This is a genomic window from Propionivibrio sp. (assembly GCF_041441355.1).
Classification (GTDB): domain Bacteria; phylum Pseudomonadota; class Gammaproteobacteria; order Burkholderiales; family Rhodocyclaceae; genus Propionivibrio.
Genome location: NZ_JASDTF010000019.1, coordinates 47736 through 65955, shown reverse-complemented (window position 1 = coordinate 65955; position 18220 = coordinate 47736). Strand labels below are relative to the sequence as shown.

Annotated in this window: 21 protein-coding genes; 7 read left to right on the top strand and 14 right to left on the bottom strand. The window is 64.5% G+C overall.

From position 1 onward, the window contains the following. Positions 1 to 105: 105 nt before the first annotated feature. From QMB55_RS06770 to QMB55_RS06760, 3 genes are read left to right on the top strand one after another with little or no spacing between them, the layout of a single operon-like run. A complete protein-coding gene (locus QMB55_RS06770; protein ID WP_497587922.1) occupies positions 106 to 1173 on the top strand; it encodes an AbrB family transcriptional regulator in 1068 nt (355 codons plus the stop codon). A 30-nt stretch (positions 1174 to 1203) separates the two neighbouring features. Further along, positions 1204 to 1932: an osmolarity response regulator transcription factor OmpR gene (ompR, locus tag QMB55_RS06765; RefSeq protein WP_497587921.1), complete on the top strand. Its 729-nt coding sequence runs from the start codon at positions 1204 to 1206 to the stop codon at positions 1930 to 1932. After that, positions 1929 to 3308, top strand: coding sequence for an ATP-binding protein (locus QMB55_RS06760; RefSeq protein WP_497587920.1), 1380 nt, complete (start codon positions 1929 to 1931; stop codon positions 3306 to 3308). Before ompR ends, QMB55_RS06760 begins: the two co-directional genes overlap by 4 nt. 241 nt (positions 3309 to 3549) lie before the next feature. Here the strand turns inward: QMB55_RS06760 and QMB55_RS06755 are convergent, their stop codons facing one another. The 12 genes from QMB55_RS06755 to QMB55_RS06700 all read right to left on the bottom strand — a co-directional run bounded on the left by QMB55_RS06755 (position 3550) and on the right by QMB55_RS06700 (position 12610). Beyond that, positions 3550 to 3948, bottom strand: coding sequence for a DUF2237 family protein (locus tag QMB55_RS06755; RefSeq protein WP_497587919.1), 399 nt, complete (start codon positions 3946 to 3948; stop codon positions 3550 to 3552). Further along, on the bottom strand, positions 3945 to 4139 hold the full coding sequence (gene iscX / locus QMB55_RS06750; protein WP_497587918.1) for a Fe-S cluster assembly protein IscX: 195 nt from the start codon (positions 4137 to 4139) through the stop codon (positions 3945 to 3947). Before iscX ends, QMB55_RS06755 begins: the two co-directional genes overlap by 4 nt. A 10-nt stretch (positions 4140 to 4149) precedes the next feature. After that, positions 4150 to 4491: an ISC system 2Fe-2S type ferredoxin gene (gene fdx / locus QMB55_RS06745; RefSeq protein WP_497587917.1), complete on the bottom strand. Its 342-nt coding sequence runs from the start codon at positions 4489 to 4491 to the stop codon at positions 4150 to 4152. After that, positions 4488 to 6404, bottom strand: a complete 1917-nt coding sequence (gene hscA, locus QMB55_RS06740; RefSeq protein WP_497587916.1) for a Fe-S protein assembly chaperone HscA — start codon at positions 6402 to 6404, stop codon at positions 4488 to 4490. Before hscA ends, fdx begins: the two co-directional genes overlap by 4 nt. Before the next feature lie 55 nt (positions 6405 to 6459). Then, the gene (gene hscB, locus QMB55_RS06735; protein WP_497587915.1) at positions 6460 to 6987 is read right to left on the bottom strand and encodes a Fe-S protein assembly co-chaperone HscB; all 528 of its coding nucleotides are present in this window, start codon (positions 6985 to 6987) and stop codon (positions 6460 to 6462) included. 97 nt (positions 6988 to 7084) lie between these two features. Further along, complete coding sequence (gene iscA / locus QMB55_RS06730; RefSeq protein ID WP_497587914.1) at positions 7085 to 7408, bottom strand: iron-sulfur cluster assembly protein IscA; 324 nt, start codon at positions 7406 to 7408, stop codon at positions 7085 to 7087. 68 nt (positions 7409 to 7476) lie between these two features. Further along, the gene (iscU, locus tag QMB55_RS06725) at positions 7477 to 7860 is read right to left on the bottom strand and encodes a Fe-S cluster assembly scaffold IscU (protein ID WP_497587913.1); all 384 of its coding nucleotides are present in this window, start codon (positions 7858 to 7860) and stop codon (positions 7477 to 7479) included. A 70-nt stretch (positions 7861 to 7930) separates the two neighbouring features. Then, the gene (locus tag QMB55_RS06720; protein WP_497587912.1) at positions 7931 to 9142 is read right to left on the bottom strand and encodes an IscS subfamily cysteine desulfurase; all 1212 of its coding nucleotides are present in this window, start codon (positions 9140 to 9142) and stop codon (positions 7931 to 7933) included. A 27-nt stretch (positions 9143 to 9169) separates the two neighbouring features. After that, positions 9170 to 10327 carry a cysteine desulfurase family protein gene (locus tag QMB55_RS06715; RefSeq protein WP_497587911.1) on the bottom strand — a complete coding sequence of 386 codons (1158 nt, stop codon included), beginning with the start codon at positions 10325 to 10327 and terminating at the stop codon, positions 9170 to 9172. 24 nt (positions 10328 to 10351) lie between these two features. After that, positions 10352 to 10843 carry a Fe-S cluster assembly transcriptional regulator IscR gene (gene iscR / locus QMB55_RS06710; protein ID WP_497587910.1) on the bottom strand — a complete coding sequence of 164 codons (492 nt, stop codon included), beginning with the start codon at positions 10841 to 10843 and terminating at the stop codon, positions 10352 to 10354. 58 nt (positions 10844 to 10901) lie between these two features. After that, complete coding sequence (gene cysE, locus QMB55_RS06705; protein ID WP_497587909.1) at positions 10902 to 11654, bottom strand: serine O-acetyltransferase; 753 nt, start codon at positions 11652 to 11654, stop codon at positions 10902 to 10904. A 101-nt stretch (positions 11655 to 11755) separates the two neighbouring features. Next, positions 11756 to 12610, bottom strand: coding sequence for an RNA methyltransferase (locus QMB55_RS06700; protein WP_497587908.1), 855 nt, complete (start codon positions 12608 to 12610; stop codon positions 11756 to 11758). An 83-nt stretch (positions 12611 to 12693) separates the two neighbouring features. On the opposite strand from QMB55_RS06700, the gene QMB55_RS06695 reads away from it, so the two are divergent. The 4 genes from QMB55_RS06695 (at position 12694) to QMB55_RS06680 (ending at position 16185) form a co-directional block, all read left to right on the top strand. Beyond that, the gene (locus QMB55_RS06695; protein WP_497587907.1) at positions 12694 to 13506 is read left to right on the top strand and encodes an inositol monophosphatase family protein; all 813 of its coding nucleotides are present in this window, start codon (positions 12694 to 12696) and stop codon (positions 13504 to 13506) included. 208 nt (positions 13507 to 13714) lie between these two features. After that, the gene (locus QMB55_RS06690) at positions 13715 to 14464 is read left to right on the top strand and encodes a nucleoside recognition domain-containing protein (RefSeq protein WP_497587906.1); all 750 of its coding nucleotides are present in this window, start codon (positions 13715 to 13717) and stop codon (positions 14462 to 14464) included. Between the two features lie 12 nt (positions 14465 to 14476). Then, a complete protein-coding gene (locus tag QMB55_RS06685) occupies positions 14477 to 14941 on the top strand; it encodes a YjiG family protein (RefSeq protein ID WP_497587905.1) in 465 nt (154 codons plus the stop codon). Between the two features lie 131 nt (positions 14942 to 15072). Beyond that, positions 15073 to 16185 (top strand): M20 family metallopeptidase, encoded by a 1113-nt coding sequence (locus tag QMB55_RS06680; RefSeq protein WP_497587904.1) that lies wholly within the window; start codon positions 15073 to 15075, stop codon positions 16183 to 16185. A gap of 77 nt (positions 16186 to 16262) precedes the next feature. On the opposite strand, the gene QMB55_RS06675 is transcribed toward QMB55_RS06680, so the two are convergent. Then, positions 16263 to 17138 (bottom strand): DUF6882 domain-containing protein, encoded by an 876-nt coding sequence (locus tag QMB55_RS06675; protein WP_497587903.1) that lies wholly within the window; start codon positions 17136 to 17138, stop codon positions 16263 to 16265. Continuing rightward, positions 17135 to 17782, bottom strand: a complete 648-nt coding sequence (locus QMB55_RS06670) for a DNA/RNA non-specific endonuclease (protein ID WP_497587902.1) — start codon at positions 17780 to 17782, stop codon at positions 17135 to 17137. The genes QMB55_RS06675 and QMB55_RS06670 overlap by 4 nt, the downstream gene beginning before the upstream one ends. Positions 17783 to 18220: the final 438 nt, after the last annotated feature.

The following is an 18220-nucleotide window of genomic DNA, read 5'->3' as shown; positions in this document are numbered from 1 at the left end:
TGCTTGCCATCAGGACAGGGCTCGCCTTATCCTGACACCTTCGAACCCCCCGCCGTGTGCGGGGGGTTTTTCTTTCCGCCCTTGCGTCGCAGTGCATCACCGATCATGTCCTCCTGGCCCAAGACGACCCTGTTTCCGATCCTCACCGCCCTCGGCATCAGCCTTGTTGCCGGCACCCTGTGCAAGCTCCTGCACATCCCGCTGCCCTGGATGCTCGGCCCCTTGTTCGGGGTCGGACTCGCCGCGATCAACGGCGTCAAGGTCGGCGAAATCCGCGGCGGCCGACAGGCCGGACAACTCATCATCGGTTGCGCCCTGGGCCTCTATTTCACGCCGGAAGTCACCCGCTATCTGCTCGGTTTCTGGCCTTACATGCTGTTCGCCTCGTTCGCGTCGATCGGCATCGGCGCCATCAGCGGCTACCTGCAGACCCGGATTTCCGGCATCACCTACGTTACCGGCTATTTCGCCAGCGTTCCCGGCGGCGCCTCGGAAATGGCGATCATGGCTGAACGCGCGGGCGCCCGCTTCGATCAGGTCGCCCTCTCGCATTCGATCCGCATCCTGATCGTCGTCGCCACCATTCCAATCGGAGTCACCGCCTTCGGCATCAGCGGCGACATCCTCTCCGAATCCGCCCGCGTCCCTTTCGACCTTCAGGGAATTGGCCTCCTGGTCCTCGCCGCCATCGCCGCAGCCTTCGTGTTCATGAAGGTCGGGATTCCCAACGCCTGGATTCTCGGCCCGCTGCTCGTCAGCACCGCGATCACCATGAGCGGCAACGCGCTCACCTCGGTCCCGTTCGAATTCTCGCTGCTCGCCCAGGTGCTGCTCGGCTGCGCACTGGGTACGCGCTTCAAGCCCAGCCTCAAACAGGAATCGCGCAGCCTGATGGTCGGCATCGTCGCCAGCACCTTCCTGACCCTGACCATGACCGTGAGCCTGGGCCTGGCGATCGCCTGGCTGATCGGCGAATCGGCCAGCACGATGATCCTCTCGACCTCGCCCGGCGGCCTTTCGGAAATGTGCATCACCGCCAAGACGCTGCACCTTGGCGTGGCGTTGGTCACCGCATTTCAAGTCGCGCGCCTCGTGGTGGTGGTGCTCTTTTCGCTGCCCATCTGGCGCCTCATGGAAACCATCGTCCGGCGCGTTCAAGCACGCGGACGGTAACGGCAATCACTTTCCTGCTACGATCAGAGGATGAACGAAAGAAAACTGCTCGTCGTCGATGACGACAAGCGCCTGCGCGAACTGCTTGAGCGCTACCTCGGCGAACAAGGCTTCGTCGTGCGCAGCGCCGAAGACGCCGCGGCGATGGACCGGGAACTGGCGCACGAAGCCTTCGACCTGGTCGTTCTCGACCTCATGCTGCCCGGCGAGGACGGCCTCTCGATCTGCCGCCGCCTGCGCAGTGCCGACCCGCAACTGGCAATCATGATGCTCACCGCCAAGGGCGATGAGATCGACCGCATCGTCGGCCTCGAAATGGGCGCCGACGACTACCTGCCCAAGCCCTTCAACCCGCGCGAGTTGCTGGCCCGCATCCAGGCCGTGCTGCGCCGCCGTCCGCCGGCGATCCCCGGCGCGCCGACGAGCGGCGAACGAACGACGGTCAGCTTTGGCGACGTCTGCGTGGACCTCGCCACCCGCAGCCTCAAGCGCGGCGAGGAGACGATCGCGCTGACCACCGGCGAGTTCTCGGTCCTCAAGGCCCTGCTCGAACACCCGCGCCAGCCGCAATCGCGCGAACGCCTGATGACGCTGGCCCGCGGCCGCGAGCAAGGCCCTTACGACCGGGCCATCGACGTCCAAATTTCGCGACTGCGCAAACTCGTCGAGCCCGACCCGGGCACCCCGCGCTACCTGCAAACGGTGTGGGGTTTCGGCTACGTCTTCGTCCCCGACCCGCCGGCCGACCGCCGGCCATGACGGCCGCCCCGAGCGCCCAGGGTTCCGCATCCGGCCGCATCCGGCGCGCCCTCGCCTGCGTGCGCCCCTTCCTGCCGCGCACGCTGCTGGTCCGAACCTTCGCCCTGCTGGGCTTGCTGCTGGTCGGCTCGATGTGCATCTGGCTGGTTCTCTTCGGCCTCGCCGAACGCGAACCGCGCGCGCGGCAACTGGCGCAACTGACCGTCAGCATCGTCAACACCACCAGCGCGGCGCTGGTCGCCGCCGATCCTGAGAAACGTGCCCAGCTACTCATCGACCTGGCCGAGAGCGAAGGCTTGAGCCTGCATCCGGCCTCGGCTTCGGACCGCATCGACCCGCTGCCCGACACCTTTTTCTTCCGCCTGGTGCTCGCCACCGCGCGCGAGGAACTGGGCGACGAAACGCGATTTGCCGGCGCGATCAACGGCGAGGTCGGCATCTGGGTCGGTTTTGCGCTCGACGAAGAAGGCAAGGACGATTACTGGCTGATGATTCCCGGCGAGCACGCCGAAAGCGACCTCCCGCTGCGCTGGCTGAGTTGGGGGGGCGCCTCGCTGGCCCTGGCGCTGGCGGTCGCCTGGCTGATCGTCTCCCGCGTCACCCTGCCCTTGCGTGCCTTGGCCGGCGCCGTCGCGGCGCTTGGACGCGGTCATTACCCCGCGCCGATCCCCGAGCGCGGCGCCCTGGAACTGCGCCAGCTCGCCGCCGCCTTCAACCGCATGTCCGATGATTTGAAACGCATGGACGGCGAGCGCGCCGAAATCCTGGCCGGCCTTTCGCACGACCTGCGCACCCCGCTCGCCCGCCTGCGCCTGGAAGCCGAGCTGTCGATCCGCGACGAAGCCGCCCGCCAGGCCGTCGCCGACGACATCGAGCACCTGGATGCGATCATCGGGCAATTCCTGAATTTTGCGCGTGGCAGCGCCGACGAGGCGCTTGAACCGAGCGAGCTCGACGCGCTGGTCGGCGAGCTCGTCGACGCCTACACCCGGCGCGGCCAGGCGATCACGTTCAGCGCCGCCGGGACACGCCTGCCGCTGCGCCGCCAGGGAATGCAACGGGCGCTCGCCAACCTCATCGACAACGCCTTCAAATACGGCGGCGGCGAGGTCGACGTCGCCACCTGGCATCGCGCCGACGAAGCCGGGATCGATGTTCTCGACCGCGGCCCGGGCATCCCGGAAACCGAGATCGAACGTCTCAAGCGCCCCTTCACCCGCCTCGAAGCGGCGCGCTCGAACGCCGGTGGAACCGGGCTCGGGCTGGCCATCGCCGAGCGCATGGCGCGCCTGCACGGCGGCCGGCTCGACCTCCTGCCGCGCCCGGGCGGCGGGCTGATCGCCCGCCTGCGCCTGCCGTGCGCGGCAGCGGATTGAAGCTCCCCACGCGGAAGCACGAAGAAAGAAAAAGGCTTTCTAGCCAAAGGCATTCCCTGCCTTCGGCCAAGCTCGCTCCCGTTTTTTTGTTCGTGCGCTCAATGGGCCCAGTGTTCGCTGCGGCTTGGACCGAGCTTGCAGAACAAACGCTCAAGCACATGCCCCTGAAACGACCGCTGGATGCGCCCTGCAGCGGCGCCGGAAGACGCATCCAGACGGGCTTCGCGGCCCGCACCTGCGCTCACATCAGGTCGATGGCGTAACGCTTGAGGTCGGCGAGCGCGACGATCTCCAGGGTCGCTGCGTTGGTCGAGTTGAGCAGCACGCGCGGCGCCTGCCCGGCACGGAAGGCCTCGAGCCAGCGCGCAGCGCACAAGCACCAGCGGTCGCCGGCCGCGAGGCCGGGGAAGCCGTACTCCGGGCGCGGCGTCGACAAGTCGTTCCCCTGCGCGCGCGAGAAGGCGAGAAATTCCTCCGTCATCACCACGCAAACGGTATGGCGGCCGACATCTTCGTCGCCCGTATTGCAGCAACCGTCGCGGTAAAACCCGGTCTTTGGCGCATCGCTGCAGCGCCCGAGCGGACCACCAAGGACGTTGCGCTGCACGCCTCCGGCGCCGCCGAACTCGCCGGCGCTCATTCCACTTCGTCGATCCAGGCCTGCTGGATCGCCTCGAGGATCTTTTCGCCGCAATGCTTGGGATCGTCGTCAAAGCCCGGCAGCGCGAGCACCCAACGCATCAGGTCGACGAAATTCAGGCGTTTCGGATCGACGTCCGGGTGCGCCTCTGCAAGCTCGATCGCCAGGTCGTGCACATCGGTCCATTTCATGTTGCTCTCCTCAGCGCTTGCCTTCTTTGGCCATGTTGATCGAGTAGCGCGGAATCTCGACCACCAGCGGCGTCTCGTTCACGATCGCCTGGCAGGAGAGGCGCGAATTGGGCTCCAGCCCCCAGGCTTTGTCCAGCATGTCGTCCTCGAGTTCGTCGGAAGCCTCGAGCGCGGCAAAGCCCTCGCGCACAACCACGTGGCACGTCGTGCAGGCGCACGACATCTCGCAGGCATGCTCGATGGCGATGCCGTTGTCGAGCAGGTTCTGGCAGATCGACTCGCCCGGCTTGGCCTCGATGACGGCGCCCTCCGGACACAATTCGACATGCGGCAATACGATCATCTGGGTCATGCGGGCGCTCCCGGCGTGGTCACGTCGTCGCCGGTGGCGGCTTCGATTTCAGAAATTTCATCGATGCGTCGACCGGCAAAAGCCCGGCGGATCGACTTGTCCATGCGCCGGGCGGCAAAGTCCTTGGTGGCGAGTTCAAGCGCATTCATGCTTGCCGAGATGGCGCGCCGGTCCTCGCCCAGCGCCGCCACCTGCAGCGCGGCGATGCCGGCCTCGATGGCCTGCGCCTCGTCGGGCGAAAGCAGCTCGGCGTCGTGGCGCAAGGCCGCCTGCACCGCCTCGATCAGGCGCTGCGCCTCGACCTGCGCCTCCTTGTGGGCGCGCCGCAGGGCGTCGTCCTTGCCGTGACTGAGCGAGTCCTTGAGCATGTTGGCGACTTCGTCGTCGGAGAGGCCGTACGAGGGTTTGACGGTGATGCTCGCCTCGACGCCCGCCGTCTGCTCGCGCGCCGAAACCGAGAGCAGCCCGTCGGCATCGACCTGGAAGGTCACCCGGATGCGCGCCGCGCCCGCCACCATCGGCGGGATGCCGCGCAGCTCGAAGCGCGCCAGCGAACGGCAGTCGCTGACGAGTTCGCGCTCGCCCTGTACCACATGCACGGCCAGCGCCGTCTGTCCGTCGCGGAAAGTGGTGAACTCCTGCGCCCGCGCCGCCGGAATCGTCGAGTTGCGCGGAATGATCTTTTCCACCAGACCGCCCATCGTCTCCAGGCCCAGCGAGAGCGGAATGACGTCGAGCAGCAACCAGTCGTCGCCCGCCGCGCGGTTGCCGGCGAGGAGGTTGGCCTGCATCGCCGCGCCGAGCGCGACGACCTTGTCCGGATCGAGGTTGTTGAGCGGCTGGCGGCCGAAGTAATCGGCCACAGCACGCTGAATCTGCGGCATGCGCGTCGCTCCGCCGACCATCACCACGCCCTTCACGTTCTCCGGCCCCATGCCCGCGTCGCGCAGCGCCTTCTTCACCGGCTGCAGCGTCTTGGTCACCAGCGTGCGGGTGATTTCGGTAAAGATCTCCGTCGTCAGCTGCAGATCGACGACTTCGCCGCTCGAGAGCCGCGCCGAAATCGGCGCCACGCCGTGCGGCGTCAGGTATTCCTTGGCTTCGCGCGCGCAGGTCAGCAGCAGGCGCGCATCCTCGGCCGAGAGCGGTTTGAGCTTGGCCGTCTCGAGCACCCAGCAGAAGATGCGCTGGTCGAAGTCGTCGCCGCCGAGCGCCGAATCGCCGCCGGTCGCCAGCACTTCGAAAACGCCGCGCGTCAGGTTGAGGATCGAGATGTCGAACGTGCCGCCGCCCAGGTCATAGACGGCATACACGCCTTCGGCGGCGTTATCCAGCCCGTAGGCGATCGCCGCCGCCGTCGGCTCGTTGAGCAGGCGCAGCACCGAAAGTCCGGCCAGCTTGGCGGCATCCTTGGTCGCCTGGCGCTGGGCGTCGTCGAAGTAAGCGGGGACGGTGATCACCGCACCGACCAGCGAGCCGCCGAGCGAATCCTCGGCCCGCTCGCGCAGAGTGCGCAGGATCTCGGCCGAAACTTCCACCGGGCTCTTGGCCCCGGCCACGGTCCGCACCCGCACCATGCCGGGCGCCTCTTCAAAGTGATAGGGCATCGACTCGCGGTGCGCGATGTCGCTCAAACCGCGGCCCATGAAGCGCTTGACCGAAACGATGGTGTTGCGCGGGTCGCTCGACTGCACCGCCTGCGCCTCGTAGCCGACCGTCGCACTGCCGTCGGCGCCGTAACGGACGACCGAGGGCAGCAGCGGGCGGCCGAGCGCGTCGGCAATGACCGTCGACTGGCCGCTGCGCACGGTCGCCACCAGCGAATTGGTGGTGCCAAGGTCGATGCCGACGGCCAGCTTGTGCTGGTGCGGGGCTTCCGATTGACCGGGTTCCGCGATCTGGAAAAGAGCCATGAAGGTCGTGAATCCTTGCTGGGTTGCTGTGTTGGGTCCGCTGGCCGGCACCGCCTCAGGCGTCGAGCTCGGTCAGCGCGTTGTCGATTTCGGCGATCAGTTTCTCGAGAAACATCAAGCGGCACACGCGCTCGGTGGCGAAGGCATAGTCCTGCCGGTCATCGAGAGCCTCGGCCAACTGCTCGTAGCGCTGCGCCTGGCGTGCCTTGACGCGGCGGCGCAGCTTCTCGAGTTCTTCCTGATCGCAGGCCTGGCGCGCCTCGGCCACTGCCTCGCGCCATTCCATCTGCTCCATCAGGAATTCTGTCGGCATCAAGGTGTTATTTTCCTCGTCCACCGGATGCCCGAGCAGCTCGAGCAGATAACGCCCGCGCGCGAGCGGTTTCTTCAGCGTCAGGTAGGCTTCGTTGATGCGTGTTGCCCATTGCAGCGACAAGCGCCGTTCAGCGTCGCTGGCGTGGGCGAACTTGTCGGGATGAACGAGGGCGAGAATCTCGCGGTAGCGTTTGTCGAGCAGCGCACTCTCGAGTCGGAACGCGCGTGGCAGCTCAAAGAGCGCGAAGTGATCGGCGTTGAAGTCCATGGGCAGTCATTTGGCACCTTTCCGGGCGATCGAACCGACCCGGAGCGGCGAGAAGCACAACGAGAAGCGCAGTCATCGGTGGCAAACCACCTGACGGTCAGACGGTGAAGCTCTCTCCGCAGCCGCAGGCATCCTTGACGTTGGGGTTGTTGAACTTGAAACCTTCGCTCAAGCCTTCGCGCACGTAGTCGAGTTCCGTACCGTCAAGGTACGGCAAGCTCTTGGCGTCGACGAAAACCTTCACCCCGTGCGATTCGAAGGCCAGGTCCTCGGCTTCGACGGCGTCGGCGAATTCGAGTTTGTAGGCGACCCCGGAACAACCGCTCGTGCGTACGCCGAGGCGCAGACCGATGCCCTTGCCGCGCTTGGCGATGTAATTGGCGACGTGCTTGGCCGCACGTTCCGACAGCGTTACAGCCATCCGTTCATTCTCCTTTGCGTCCTCCGGGCCGGCGCTTTGTCCGGACCCGGCATTCACCACAGCCGGCATTATTCGCCGTGCTTTTTCTTGTAGTCGGCCACGGCCGCCTTGATCGCGTCCTCGGCCAGGATCGAACAGTGAATCTTGACCGGCGGCAACGCGAGTTCCTCGGCGATCTGGGTGTTCTTGATCTCCAGCGCCTGATCGAGGGTCTTGCCCTTGACCCACTCGGTGACCAGCGACGACGAGGCAATCGCCGAACCACACCCGTAGGTCTTGAACTTGGCGTCCTCGATGACACCGTCCTTGCCCACCTTGATCTGCAGCTTCATCACGTCGCCGCAAGCCGGCGCACCGACCATCCCGGTTGCCACGCCGTCGTCTTCCTTGGCGAAGGAACCAACGTTGCGCGGATTCTCGTAATGGTCCAACACTTTGTTGCTGTATGCCATCTTACTCTCCTCTTGAGGGCGGCAGGTCAGCGGCAAGGCCGGGGCCTGCCACGCCCTGAATACGTTTGCCTTAGTGGGCGGCCCACTGCACGGTGTTGAGATCGACGCCTTCCTGGACCATTTCCCAGAGCGGCGACAATTCGCGCAGTTTGCCGATCTTGGCGCGCATCAGCTGCACCGTGTAATCGATCTCTTCCTCGGTCGTAAAGCGGCCGAGCGTAAACCGGATCGAGCTGTGCGCCAGCTCGTCGTTGCGCCCCAGCGCCCGCAGCACGTACGAGGGTTCGAGCGAGGCGGAGGTGCAGGCCGAGCCCGAGGACACCGCGAGGTCCTTCACCGCCATCAGCATCGACTCGCCTTCGACGTAGGCAAAGCTGATGTTCAGGTTGTGCGGCACGCGCTGCTCAAGGTCGCCGTTCACGTAGACCGCCTCGATCTCCGACAAGCCCTTGAACAGACGATCGCGCAGCGCCCCGATGCGCTTGTTCTCCTCGACCATCTCTTCGCGCGCGATGCGGAAAGCTTCGCCCATGCCGACGATCTGGTGCGTCGGCAGTGTGCCCGAGCGGAAGCCGCGTTCGTGGCCGCCGCCGTGCATCTGCGCTTCGAGGCGGACGCGCGGCTTGCGCCGCACGTACAACGCGCCGATGCCTTTCGGGCCGTAAGTCTTGTGTGCCGAAAAACTCATCAGGTCGACCTTCAGCGTCGCCAGATCGATCTCGATCTTACCCGTCGCCTGCGCCGCGTCGACGTGGAAAACGATGCCCTTCTCACGGCAGATTTCGCCGATTTCGGCGACCGGCTGGATGACGCCGATCTCGTTGTTCACGAACATCACCGAGATCAGGATGGTGTCCGGGCGGATCGCCGCCTTCAAGGCCTCGAGGTCAATGAGGCCGTTCTCCTGCACGTCGAGGTAGGTCACTTCGAAACCCTGGCGCTCCAACTCACGGCAGGTGTCGAGCACGGCCTTGTGCTCGGTCTTGACGGTGATCAGGTGCTTGCCCTTGCCGGCGTAGAAGTAGGCCGCACCCTTGATCGCCAGGTTGTCCGACTCGGTCGCGCCGGAGGTCCAGATGATTTCCTTCGGATCGGCATTGACCAGCGCCGCGACCTGATCGCGCGCCGCCTCGACGGCCGCTTCGGCTTCCCAGCCGAAGGAATGGGAACGGGATGCGGGGTTGCCGAATTTCTCCACCAGGTAGGGGATCATCTTCTCGGCCACACGCGGATCGACCGGCGTCGTCGCCGAGTAATCCAGGTAGATCGGGAGTTTCAACATGGTGTTCTCCATCGCGTAATTATCGTGTCAAACCGCCACCGCGGCCAGTTGCTGCAAGCGCCGATACGTCGCCTGCAGCACCGTCATGAATTCTTCGAGTTCAGCATCCTGCGTCGTCGCCCCCAGGCTGACGCGCACCGCGCCGCGCGCCAGCAGCAGATCGACGCCCATCGCCTGCAACACGTGCGAAGGCTCGGGGTTGGCGCTCGAGCACGCCGCTCCGCTCGCCACCGCAAACCCGGCGCGGTCGAGTTGAGCCACCAGGGTTTCGCCGTCAATGCCCGGCAAGGCGAAATAAACCGTGTTTGGCAAGCGCTCGGCCTTTTCGCCGAACACCCGTGCCCCCAGCGCCAACAGCGCCGCGACCAGACGATCACGCTGCGCGACCAGCACCTGCGCCCGCTCAGCCTGCATGGCACGCGCCAGTCGGCACGCTTCGCCAAAACCGACGATCGCCGCGACGTTCTCGGTCCCCGAACGCAGGCCGCGCTCGTGCCCGCCACCGGCGATCAAAGGCTCAAGGTCGAGACGCTTGTCCAGCACCAGCGCACCGGCGCCTTGCGGGCCACCGATCTTGTGCGCCGACAAGGTCAGCGCATTGACTCCGGCGCCGTTCAGAGCACGAAAATCCAACGCGACCTTGCCCAGTCCCTGCACCGCATCGCTGTGAAAATACGCTCCGGCTTCGCGTGCCGCATGGGCCAACGCGGCGATGTCCTGCACGACGCCAGTTTCATTGTTCGCCAGCATCACCGAAACGAGTTGCGGCCGGCGCTGCAGCGCTTCGGCATACGCCGTGGCATCGATCCGTCCCTGGTCGTCGACCGGCAGACGCTCGACCTGCCAGCCGCGCCGCGCCAACTGTCCGGCAGGCTTGAGCACGCAGGGATGCTCGCACGCGCCGACAGCCAGGCGCCCCGGACGCAGGCGTTCGGCATAGCCCTTGAGCAGCAGGTTGTTGGCTTCCGAACCACCGCTCGTAAACACGACCTCGCCATGCACCGCGCCGACGGCATCGGCCACCAGCTGCCGCGCGTCGTCAATCACCCGCCGCGCCGCGCGGCCGTATTCGTGCCGGCTCGAGGCGTTGCCGAAACGCCCGCCGAGCCACGGCAGCATGGCCTCGCGCACCGACGGCGCCAAGGGCGTCGTCGCGTTATGGTCGAGGTAGACGGGGGTGAACATTGCCGTTCGCCAAACGCCCGCGCCTTAGGCCGCAGCCACCAGAGGCTTGCTGCGCGAACGAACCGGGGGCAGGCGCGCATCCTTGAGCACGGCAACTTCGGCACCGGCCTTGCGCAACTGCTTGTCGACGAGGTCGAACAAGGTCACCGAAGTCAGGTATTCGTACATCTTGCGATTGAGCGTGCTCCACAGTTCGTGGGTCATGCAACGCTCCTCGTCCTTGCAGTTCTCGTAGCCGCCGCACTGCGTCGCGTCGAGCGGCTCGTCGACTGCGCGCACGATGTCCGCCACCGTGATCTGCACCGACGGGCGCGACAGGCAATAACCGCCGCCTGGGCCGCGCACGCTGTCCACCAGATGGTGACGGCGCAGCTTGCCGAACAGTTGCTCAAGGTAGGAGAGGGAAATGTTCTGCCGCTCGCTGATCCCTGCCAGCGTCACGGGCCCATCGCCACCGCGCAGCGCGAGGTCGATCATCGCGGTCACCGCAAAGCGTCCTTTGGTCGTCAATCGCATGTTGTGCCTCCTTGAAATACCTGATTAGTCTTGTCGGCTTTAGGAATAGTTCCCCAAACTAATCGACAATTTTACTCAAGTATTTCGGATCGAATTTATCCGCCGTCGCCAGTTCATCGTCACGACACACCCCAGCCTCGTCCAAGCGCCGGAGCAACAGTTCGATTCGTCGGTCGGTCTCGACGGCGTGGTCGAGCAGGCCGTGAATGGCCTTGGCCAACGGGTCGTCGGGCTTGCCCGCCAGGGCATAGGCCGAAAAGCCCATTTCGCCGGCCTTTTCCTCGCGTTTTTGCACCTGTTCTGGATCGATCACCCGCGCCGGATTGCCGACCGCCGTACACCCCGGCGGCACCGGTTTGACGACCACCGCGTTGGAGCCGACCTTGGCCCGCGCGCCGATCGTGATCGGGCCAAGAATCTGGGCTCCGGCGCCGATCACCACCCCGTCTTCGAGCGTCGGATGGCGCTTGCCTTTGTTCCAGGACGTTCCCCCGAGGGTAACGCCGTGATAGAGGGTCACGTCGTCGCCGATCACCGCCGTCTCGCCGATCACCACGCCCATGCCGTGGTCGATGAAGAACCGCCGGCCGATCGTCGCCCCGGGGTGAATCTCGATTCCGGTCAAAAAACGGGCGGTATGCGACACGAAACGTCCGCCCCAGCGCAATCCGTGCGACCACAACCAGTGCGACAGGCGGTGCATCTGTACGGCATGCAACCCCGGGTAACAGGTGAGGACTTCCCAAAACGTGCGTGCTGCGGGGTCGCGTTCGAAAACCGACCGAATATCCTCACGCAAGCGGCTAAACATCAGGGCGCACCTCCACCAGGCGACAAACTGAAAAACGGGCCATTCTATAATTCCCGAGTGAAACGATCAACATTATCGACAGCCTTTCGACTGCCTGCGGCTCACGTCCCCGCTGCGTTGTCCGACCCGTCGTCCGGGCATGCGTTCCCTGCGCCGCGCGGCACCATCGAACGCTCGACCGCGTCAAGCACACCGCGCAGGATGTTGATTTCGTCGCGTTCCAGCGCGCTGCGCCCAAACAGGCGACGCAACTTGGGCATCAGACGCTTCGGACGCGCCGGGTCGTGGAAGCCGCTACTCACCATGACGCGCTCGAGGTGTGCGTAAAAGCGTTCGAGGTCGTCGTGGGTCGCCGGCGGCGAGGCGAAAGGAACGGCTTTGGTCACGACCGGCGGTGCCGCTTCGAACGCGGCCATGCGCAACTCGTAACAGAGCAACTGGACCGCTGAACCGAGGTTGAGCGAGGAGTACTCGGGATTGGCCGGAATCAACACCGCGCGCTGACAACGCTGCACATCCTCGTTTGAGAGGCCGGCGGTCTCGTTGCCGAACACCAGCGCCACGTCGCCTTCTGCGGCCTGAGCAACGATCTCGCTGGCGGCCTGGCGGGCCGTCAACGGCCCGGGGCCGAGGTTGCGCACCCGCGCCGAAAGGGCCACCGCGTAGATGCAACCCTGCAGGGCTTCGTCGAGCGACGTGCAGAGCGTCGCCGCACGCAGCAGGTCGTCGGCGCCCGCCGCACGGGCCTCTGCCTCTGCCCGCGCCGCTTCATCGTGCGGATACGAACGCGGGCTGACGAGTACGAGGCGGGTCAGCCCCATGGTCTTCATCGCCCGCGCGGCGGCCCCGATGTTGCCGGGGTGGCTGGTCAAGGAAAGGACGACGCGGACGCGGTCGAGCGCCGCAGCCCCCACAAGGGGGGAGGACGGCGAGAGAGACGCCGAAGGCGGGTTCATATTAAAATACGCGATTAACAGCCGAGCACGCCGCGACGGAATACCCCGCGCCGCTCGCCGGCTCACTTGATTGAAGACACGCCATGCACCCAGCCCTGAACATCATGATCAAAGCGGCGCGCCGCGCCAGCCAGATCATCAATCGCGCTTCCCAGGACCTCGAACACGTCAAGGTCGCCGCCAAACAGCAGAGCGATTTCGTCACTGAGGTCGACAAGGCGGCCGAGGCGGCCATCATCAAAGTACTGAGCGAGGCCTATCCCGACTACGGGATTCTAGCAGAAGAGAGCGGGCTCACCGCGGGCAGCGGCGCCGGCAACGACTACCAGTGGATCATCGACCCGCTCGACGGCACGACCAACTTCATCCACGGCTTTCCGCAATACTCGGTCTCGATCGCCCTGGCCTACAAGGGCCAGCCCAACCAGGCGATCGTTTATGACACCGTCCGCAACGAGATGTTTACTGCCAGCAAGGGCGGCGGCGCCTTCCTCAACGAGCGCCGCATCCGCGTCGCCGACAAGCGCACCAAGATCGACACCGCGCTGCTCGGCACCGGCTTCCCCTACCGCATGTTCCCGCACATCGACGCCTACCTCGCGATGTACAAGGACTTCACCCAGCGCAGTGCGGGCATCCGCCGCGCCGGCTCGGCCGCGCTTGACCTGGCCTACGTCGCCTGCGGCCGCCTCGACGGCTTCTGGGAAATCGGCCTCAAGCCCTGGGATGCAGCGGCCGGCAGCTTGCTCGTGACCGAAGCGGGCGGCCTCGTCGGCGATTTTTCCGGCGCGGACAACCACCTTGAAACCGGCAACGTTGTCGCCGGCAGCCCCAAGGTCTTCGCCCAAATGCTGCAGGTCATCGAAACGCACCGTACCCCGGCGCTCTCGGCTTAATCGTTTTTTTCGCGCCAAGCCCCGCCACGCGGCGGGGCTTTTTCTTTTCTACGGTCCAAACACAGGCACAGGTCCGTTCGCTATCAGATTGATTGTTAAGCAATAAAAAAACAATTCAAACAGCCTGCTTGACGGCCCTCCAAGCCCCCTCTAACATCCGTCGAAAAAAAATTTTCACGACAACTTCAATACATTAGAGGAAACCGATATGCAAACCCCCGCCCCTGAGCGGAAGCTCGGAATCGGCGCCTACCTTGCGCTGATTTTCGCCATCATCTTCTTTTCCGGGCTCGCCAAAAACGAGAGTTTCGTCAAGATGCTGCCCGACAAGCAATGGGTTGCCGCCGCGTCGGTGTTCGACTTCGGCACGCTCAACGGCTCCTTCGGCAAGGTGCTGACCAGCGCCACCGCCAAACCCGAAGGCAAGGTCGAGACCAAGACCGGCAGCTTCCGCGGTACCGGCGGCAGCGGCGCGATGGACGGCTTTCTCTTCGCCCTGGGTCTGATCCCGACCGTGATGTTCGCCCTCGCGGTCATCAACGTTCTGGAAGGCTACGGCGCACTGGAAGCTGCCCGACAATTACTGACCCCACTCCTCAGGCCTTTGATGGGCATTCCAGGAACGGCGGCGCTGGGCATCATCAGCAGCCTGCAAAGCACGGACGCGGGTGCTTCGATGACGCGCACCCTCTACGACGAGGGCGGCATCACCGAGAAGGAAAAGGACATTTTCACCATGTTCCAATTTTCGGCCGGCGCGACGCTGACCAATTTCTTCTCCACCGGCGCCATCCTGTTCACCCTCACTCTGGCCGACGGCAAAGTCGCCTCGCCCGTCACCATGGGCTTGTGTGTCGGCGTGATGCTCCTTTTCAAAGTCGTCGGAGCGAACCTGATGCGCCTCTACTGGACCTTCATCGTCGAGCCCAAAGAGGCCGCCGCCGCTGCCGCGAAATAAGGAGAACCAAACATGGCTGAACTGCAAAACAAACCGATGATCACGGACGTCTTTGTCGCCGGCGCGCGCAAAGGCTGGACGCTCGCGACCACCAGCACCCTGCCCAACGTGATGATGGCCTTCGTCGTCATCAAGGCGCTCGAACTGACCGGTCTGCTCAAACTGATCGGCACGATCTTCGCCCCGATCATGGGGCTCTTCGGGCTGCCCGGAGAAGCGGCGGCCGTACTGCTGGCTGGCTGGATGTCGATGGGCGGAGGCGTCGGTGCCGCCGCCACCCTCTTCGGCTCCGGCATCTTCAACGGCGACCATCTGGCCATCGTCGCCCCGGCACTCTTCCTGATGGGCTCGCAGGTCCAGTACGTCGGCCGCCTGCTGGGCGTCGTCGGCACCCGCGCCCAGCACATTCCGGTGATGATCGGAATCTCGGTGCTGAACGCCTTTGGCGCCATGCTCGTCATGCGCGTGTTGATCTAGACGGACTACGCTCCGGCCCCACGAACGCGCGCCTTATGCCCCTCCGGAAATAAGGCGCGCGGCGCTTTGAGGCCGGCGTTCATTGCCGACTTCGCGCCCCACTTGCTTCAACGGAAAGAAAGAGACTCATCATGGAACTGCAACTGTACATCGACGAACTCCGGCCGCTGGTCGACATCGACTGCGGCACCACGACGCTGGACGGCGTTGCCCACGTTGCCGGGCTGATGCGCCAGAAATACCTCGACATGGGCTGGCACGCGGAGCTCGTCGACCTCGGCCCCGCCGTCGGCCCCGGCGTTCTCGCCACCAACAAACCCGGCGCGGAGCACTACGACGTCCTGCTCGTCGGCCACCTCGACACCGTCTTCCCTGTCGGCACCGTCGCCGAACGTCCGCTCAGCATCGACGGCAACATCGCCCGCGGCCCCGGCGCCGCCGACATGAAAGCCGGCCTGCTCAACATCGCCTGGGCACTGCGTGGCCTCGATCCCGAAACCCTCGACCGGCTCGCCATCTGCGTCGCCATGAACCCCGACGAGGAAACCGGCTCGGTGCACTCGCACGACTGGATCGGCCGCTACGCGCAAAAAAGCCGCTGCGTTCTCGTCGCCGAAGCTGCACGCACCGACGGCACCCTCGTCAAGGCGCGCAAGGGCGTCGGCATGTACCAGATCGACTTCAAGGGCGTCGCCGCGCACGCCGGCAACGACCACGAGAAAGGCCGCTCGGCGGTCACCGAACTCGCCCACTGGACGCTCGCCCTCAACACCCTCACCGACTACGCCGCCGGCACCACGGTCAACGTCGGCCAGATCAGCGGCGGAACGGCCAGCAACGTCGTCCCCGAGCACGCCAGCGCGACGATCGACATCCGCTTCTGGAAAACCAGCGAGTTCGAAAAAATCGAGCGCGCCCTGCACGACCTCCAAGCCCAGCCCTTCACCCCGGACGTCAGCATCACGCTCAAGCGCCTCTCGTTCATGCCCGCAATGGAGGCCTCGGCTAAAACCGAAGCGCTGATGCAAACGGTTGAAGCCGCGGGCGCCGAAATGGGCCTAACGATCGGCTGGAAGGCCGTCGGCGGCGGCTCGGACGCCAACCACACCGCCGCCCTCGGCATCCCCTCGCTCGACGGCCTCGGCCCAATCGGCGGCAACTTCCACAACGAGAACGAATACCTCGAACTCGACAGCGTCCTGCCGCGCATCCAGCTGCTGCAGAACGTTCTACGGCGTTTGTAACGCCATATTTTGCCGGAGGCTAGGCTCCGCCCCGCCTCCGGCAATTGGGCGCCAATTTACGACGGGGTGATTCAATTTCAGAGCGCCGAGGCCATGCCTGCATCGAAGCACATGTACACCCAGGCTGTGCCCGCGTCGCCCCGATAGGCACCGGTGACGCCCTCCAAATCGGCGGCCGCGGCGGTGAACTCCCAGGCTTCGTTTTCCGAACAAGGGAGTGTACGCGTGGTGAAACGGCCCCATCCCTCACGTTCGCCATGCCCGCGCAGGTGTTGAGCCGCACGGCGTAACGGTTCGGGGACGGAGGGGCGATCCCAGGCCCAGAGGAAAGTGCCGTCCTGGCGATTGTAGGTCCCGACGATCTGTACGGGGAAACGCAGTTCGCGCCCGTCAGCAAAGGAGAGTTGCAGCGTCCCGGCGTTCATGTCGAGGTTCCAGCGGGTCTCACTGCCAAGTCCCCAGCGTTGCGTGTGTTCGACTGTATGTGCCTGAAGACGGCTCATGGCAGCGGCAAGAAAGCGGCGTTCCGGAGTGCTATCTTCACCAAGCTTCGCGGCAATGCCCGTCTGCCCGAGACTCCCTAGAGCTTCCTCCAGCGAAATGCTGTCCTCGCTGTCGTCGTAATCGGCAGGACGTTCGTAGTCGTAGTCGAGGGTGAACTTGCCGTTGGGATAGAGCGTGAAGGTCAGGCCGTAGATGCGTTGGCCGGTGGTTTTAAGGATGTGGTTGCAGAGGAAGGTGGCAGCATCGCCAACCGCAATGCTTGTATCAGGCCAGTCCAACCCACGAGTGTCCTTGACTCCACCATTGATGCACCAATGTGACGACTGTACCATTTTATGAAACAGCCGACATTCGCAGGATGCGCTATCCCACGGCCGATCCTTAACAAAATCCTTGATTCCAAGGGCAAGTTCGCCACAGGCCTCATCAATCGAGCGCATGTTCTTCATTGGGAAAACTCAAATCTATTTAAATCGTTTCCAATTCGTGCGAGCACCACAAACTCACTCGGCCTCGCCCCGCCCCCCGGCGGATAGCCAACCTCGATCTTCATCGTCACGTTCTTGCCGGCATCCAGTGCCTGCTTCAGAGATTTCTCCATGTCGCGCCAAGCGCCGCGGTTCAGGGTTTGCGCCTGCGGCACGATGTTGATGCGGTCGCCGGAACCGCCGAGAATGGCGGCGATCAGGTGACCACCTTCGTCACCCACGTCACCACATTTGCGAACGCAACCTTGCTGGTACTCATTGCGATCCATCTTGATGCCGTTTAGATCGGCCTCAACGGTTTTCACCCGGCCTTGCGCATCGGTGATATAGGCATGGCCATTATCCATTAAGTGCGCGGTTTTTGGTTCGAGCTTGCCGTTTGCATCTGGACTCCAGTTACCTTTGGTACCCGTGGGGATGGTGTGCACTTGGTCGACGTCTGCACGTTTCGCCAGAGTCGCGGCTTTTTTGGCGAGGGTGATTTCGTCAATGAGATGGAGTGCTGCTTGGGTTTTTTTCGCCGGGTCGGGCGTGAAATTGGCGAGGACTGCGCCAAGCAGGAGGCCTACCTGCTTTTCGTCGCCAGCCTTGAGCGCTGCAGACAAGCCCTCGCGCAGGCGATTTTCAGCAGCTTGAGCGATTTCCTTGAATTTTTCGGGATTCTCTGCCGCCCATTCGACGGCTTCCTTCGCCTGCTGCGCCTGTTCGCGCAGTGTTGCCGCTGCCCCGGCAGCGCATTGTAAATAGGGGACAGACCACGTTTTTATAAAAACGAATCCTGTCGTTTTCGCGGATGGCGAGCCCTCCCCGACTGCGCCCGTTGCCTCGAAGCCTTGCCATAAACCGATGGCCTGTTATTACAGGCTCCAGGCGCTCCCCGCTTCGATCGTGGCGCCGACGGCGGTGCTGCGGCCGGTCTCGCGGGCTTTGACGACGATGTTCTCGGTCTGCAGGCGGGTGCCCCGTTCGCTGCGCGAGGCCTCCCGTATTGATGCAAAGAATCGTCTCTTTCCACGCCATTCGGCGATGTCGCCGACATGCTC

What these genes read in the sequence shown, in the direction of transcription:
- QMB55_RS06770 (WP_497587922.1), top strand. Translation starts at nt 106, where the DNA reads ATGTCCTCCTGGCCCAAGACGACCCTGTTTCCGATCCTCACCGCCCTC.
- ompR (WP_497587921.1), top strand. Translation starts at nt 1,204, where the DNA reads ATGAACGAAAGAAAACTGCTCGTCGTCGATGACGACAAGCGCCTGCGC.
- QMB55_RS06760 (WP_497587920.1), top strand. Translation starts at nt 1,929, where the DNA reads ATGACGGCCGCCCCGAGCGCCCAGGGTTCCGCATCCGGCCGCATCCGG.
- QMB55_RS06755 (WP_497587919.1), bottom strand. Translation starts at nt 3,948, where the DNA reads ATGAGCGCCGGCGAGTTCGGCGGCGCCGGAGGCGTGCAGCGCAACGTC.
- iscX (WP_497587918.1), bottom strand. Translation starts at nt 4,139, where the DNA reads ATGAAATGGACCGATGTGCACGACCTGGCGATCGAGCTTGCAGAGGCG.
- fdx (WP_497587917.1), bottom strand. Translation starts at nt 4,491, where the DNA reads ATGACCCAGATGATCGTATTGCCGCATGTCGAATTGTGTCCGGAGGGC.
- hscA (WP_497587916.1), bottom strand. Translation starts at nt 6,404, where the DNA reads ATGGCTCTTTTCCAGATCGCGGAACCCGGTCAATCGGAAGCCCCGCAC.
- hscB (WP_497587915.1), bottom strand. Translation starts at nt 6,987, where the DNA reads ATGGACTTCAACGCCGATCACTTCGCGCTCTTTGAGCTGCCACGCGCG.
- iscA (WP_497587914.1), bottom strand. Translation starts at nt 7,408, where the DNA reads ATGGCTGTAACGCTGTCGGAACGTGCGGCCAAGCACGTCGCCAATTAC.
- iscU (WP_497587913.1), bottom strand. Translation starts at nt 7,860, where the DNA reads ATGGCATACAGCAACAAAGTGTTGGACCATTACGAGAATCCGCGCAAC.
- QMB55_RS06720 (WP_497587912.1), bottom strand. Translation starts at nt 9,142, where the DNA reads ATGTTGAAACTCCCGATCTACCTGGATTACTCGGCGACGACGCCGGTC.
- QMB55_RS06715 (WP_497587911.1), bottom strand. Translation starts at nt 10,327, where the DNA reads ATGTTCACCCCCGTCTACCTCGACCATAACGCGACGACGCCCTTGGCG.
- iscR (WP_497587910.1), bottom strand. Translation starts at nt 10,843, where the DNA reads ATGCGATTGACGACCAAAGGACGCTTTGCGGTGACCGCGATGATCGAC.
- cysE (WP_497587909.1), bottom strand. Translation starts at nt 11,654, where the DNA reads ATGTTTAGCCGCTTGCGTGAGGATATTCGGTCGGTTTTCGAACGCGAC.
- QMB55_RS06700 (WP_497587908.1), bottom strand. Translation starts at nt 12,610, where the DNA reads ATGAACCCGCCTTCGGCGTCTCTCTCGCCGTCCTCCCCCCTTGTGGGG.
- QMB55_RS06695 (WP_497587907.1), top strand. Translation starts at nt 12,694, where the DNA reads ATGCACCCAGCCCTGAACATCATGATCAAAGCGGCGCGCCGCGCCAGC.
- QMB55_RS06690 (WP_497587906.1), top strand. Translation starts at nt 13,715, where the DNA reads ATGCAAACCCCCGCCCCTGAGCGGAAGCTCGGAATCGGCGCCTACCTT.
- QMB55_RS06685 (WP_497587905.1), top strand. Translation starts at nt 14,477, where the DNA reads ATGGCTGAACTGCAAAACAAACCGATGATCACGGACGTCTTTGTCGCC.
- QMB55_RS06680 (WP_497587904.1), top strand. Translation starts at nt 15,073, where the DNA reads ATGGAACTGCAACTGTACATCGACGAACTCCGGCCGCTGGTCGACATC.
- QMB55_RS06675 (WP_497587903.1), bottom strand. Translation starts at nt 17,138, where the DNA reads ATGAAGAACATGCGCTCGATTGATGAGGCCTGTGGCGAACTTGCCCTT.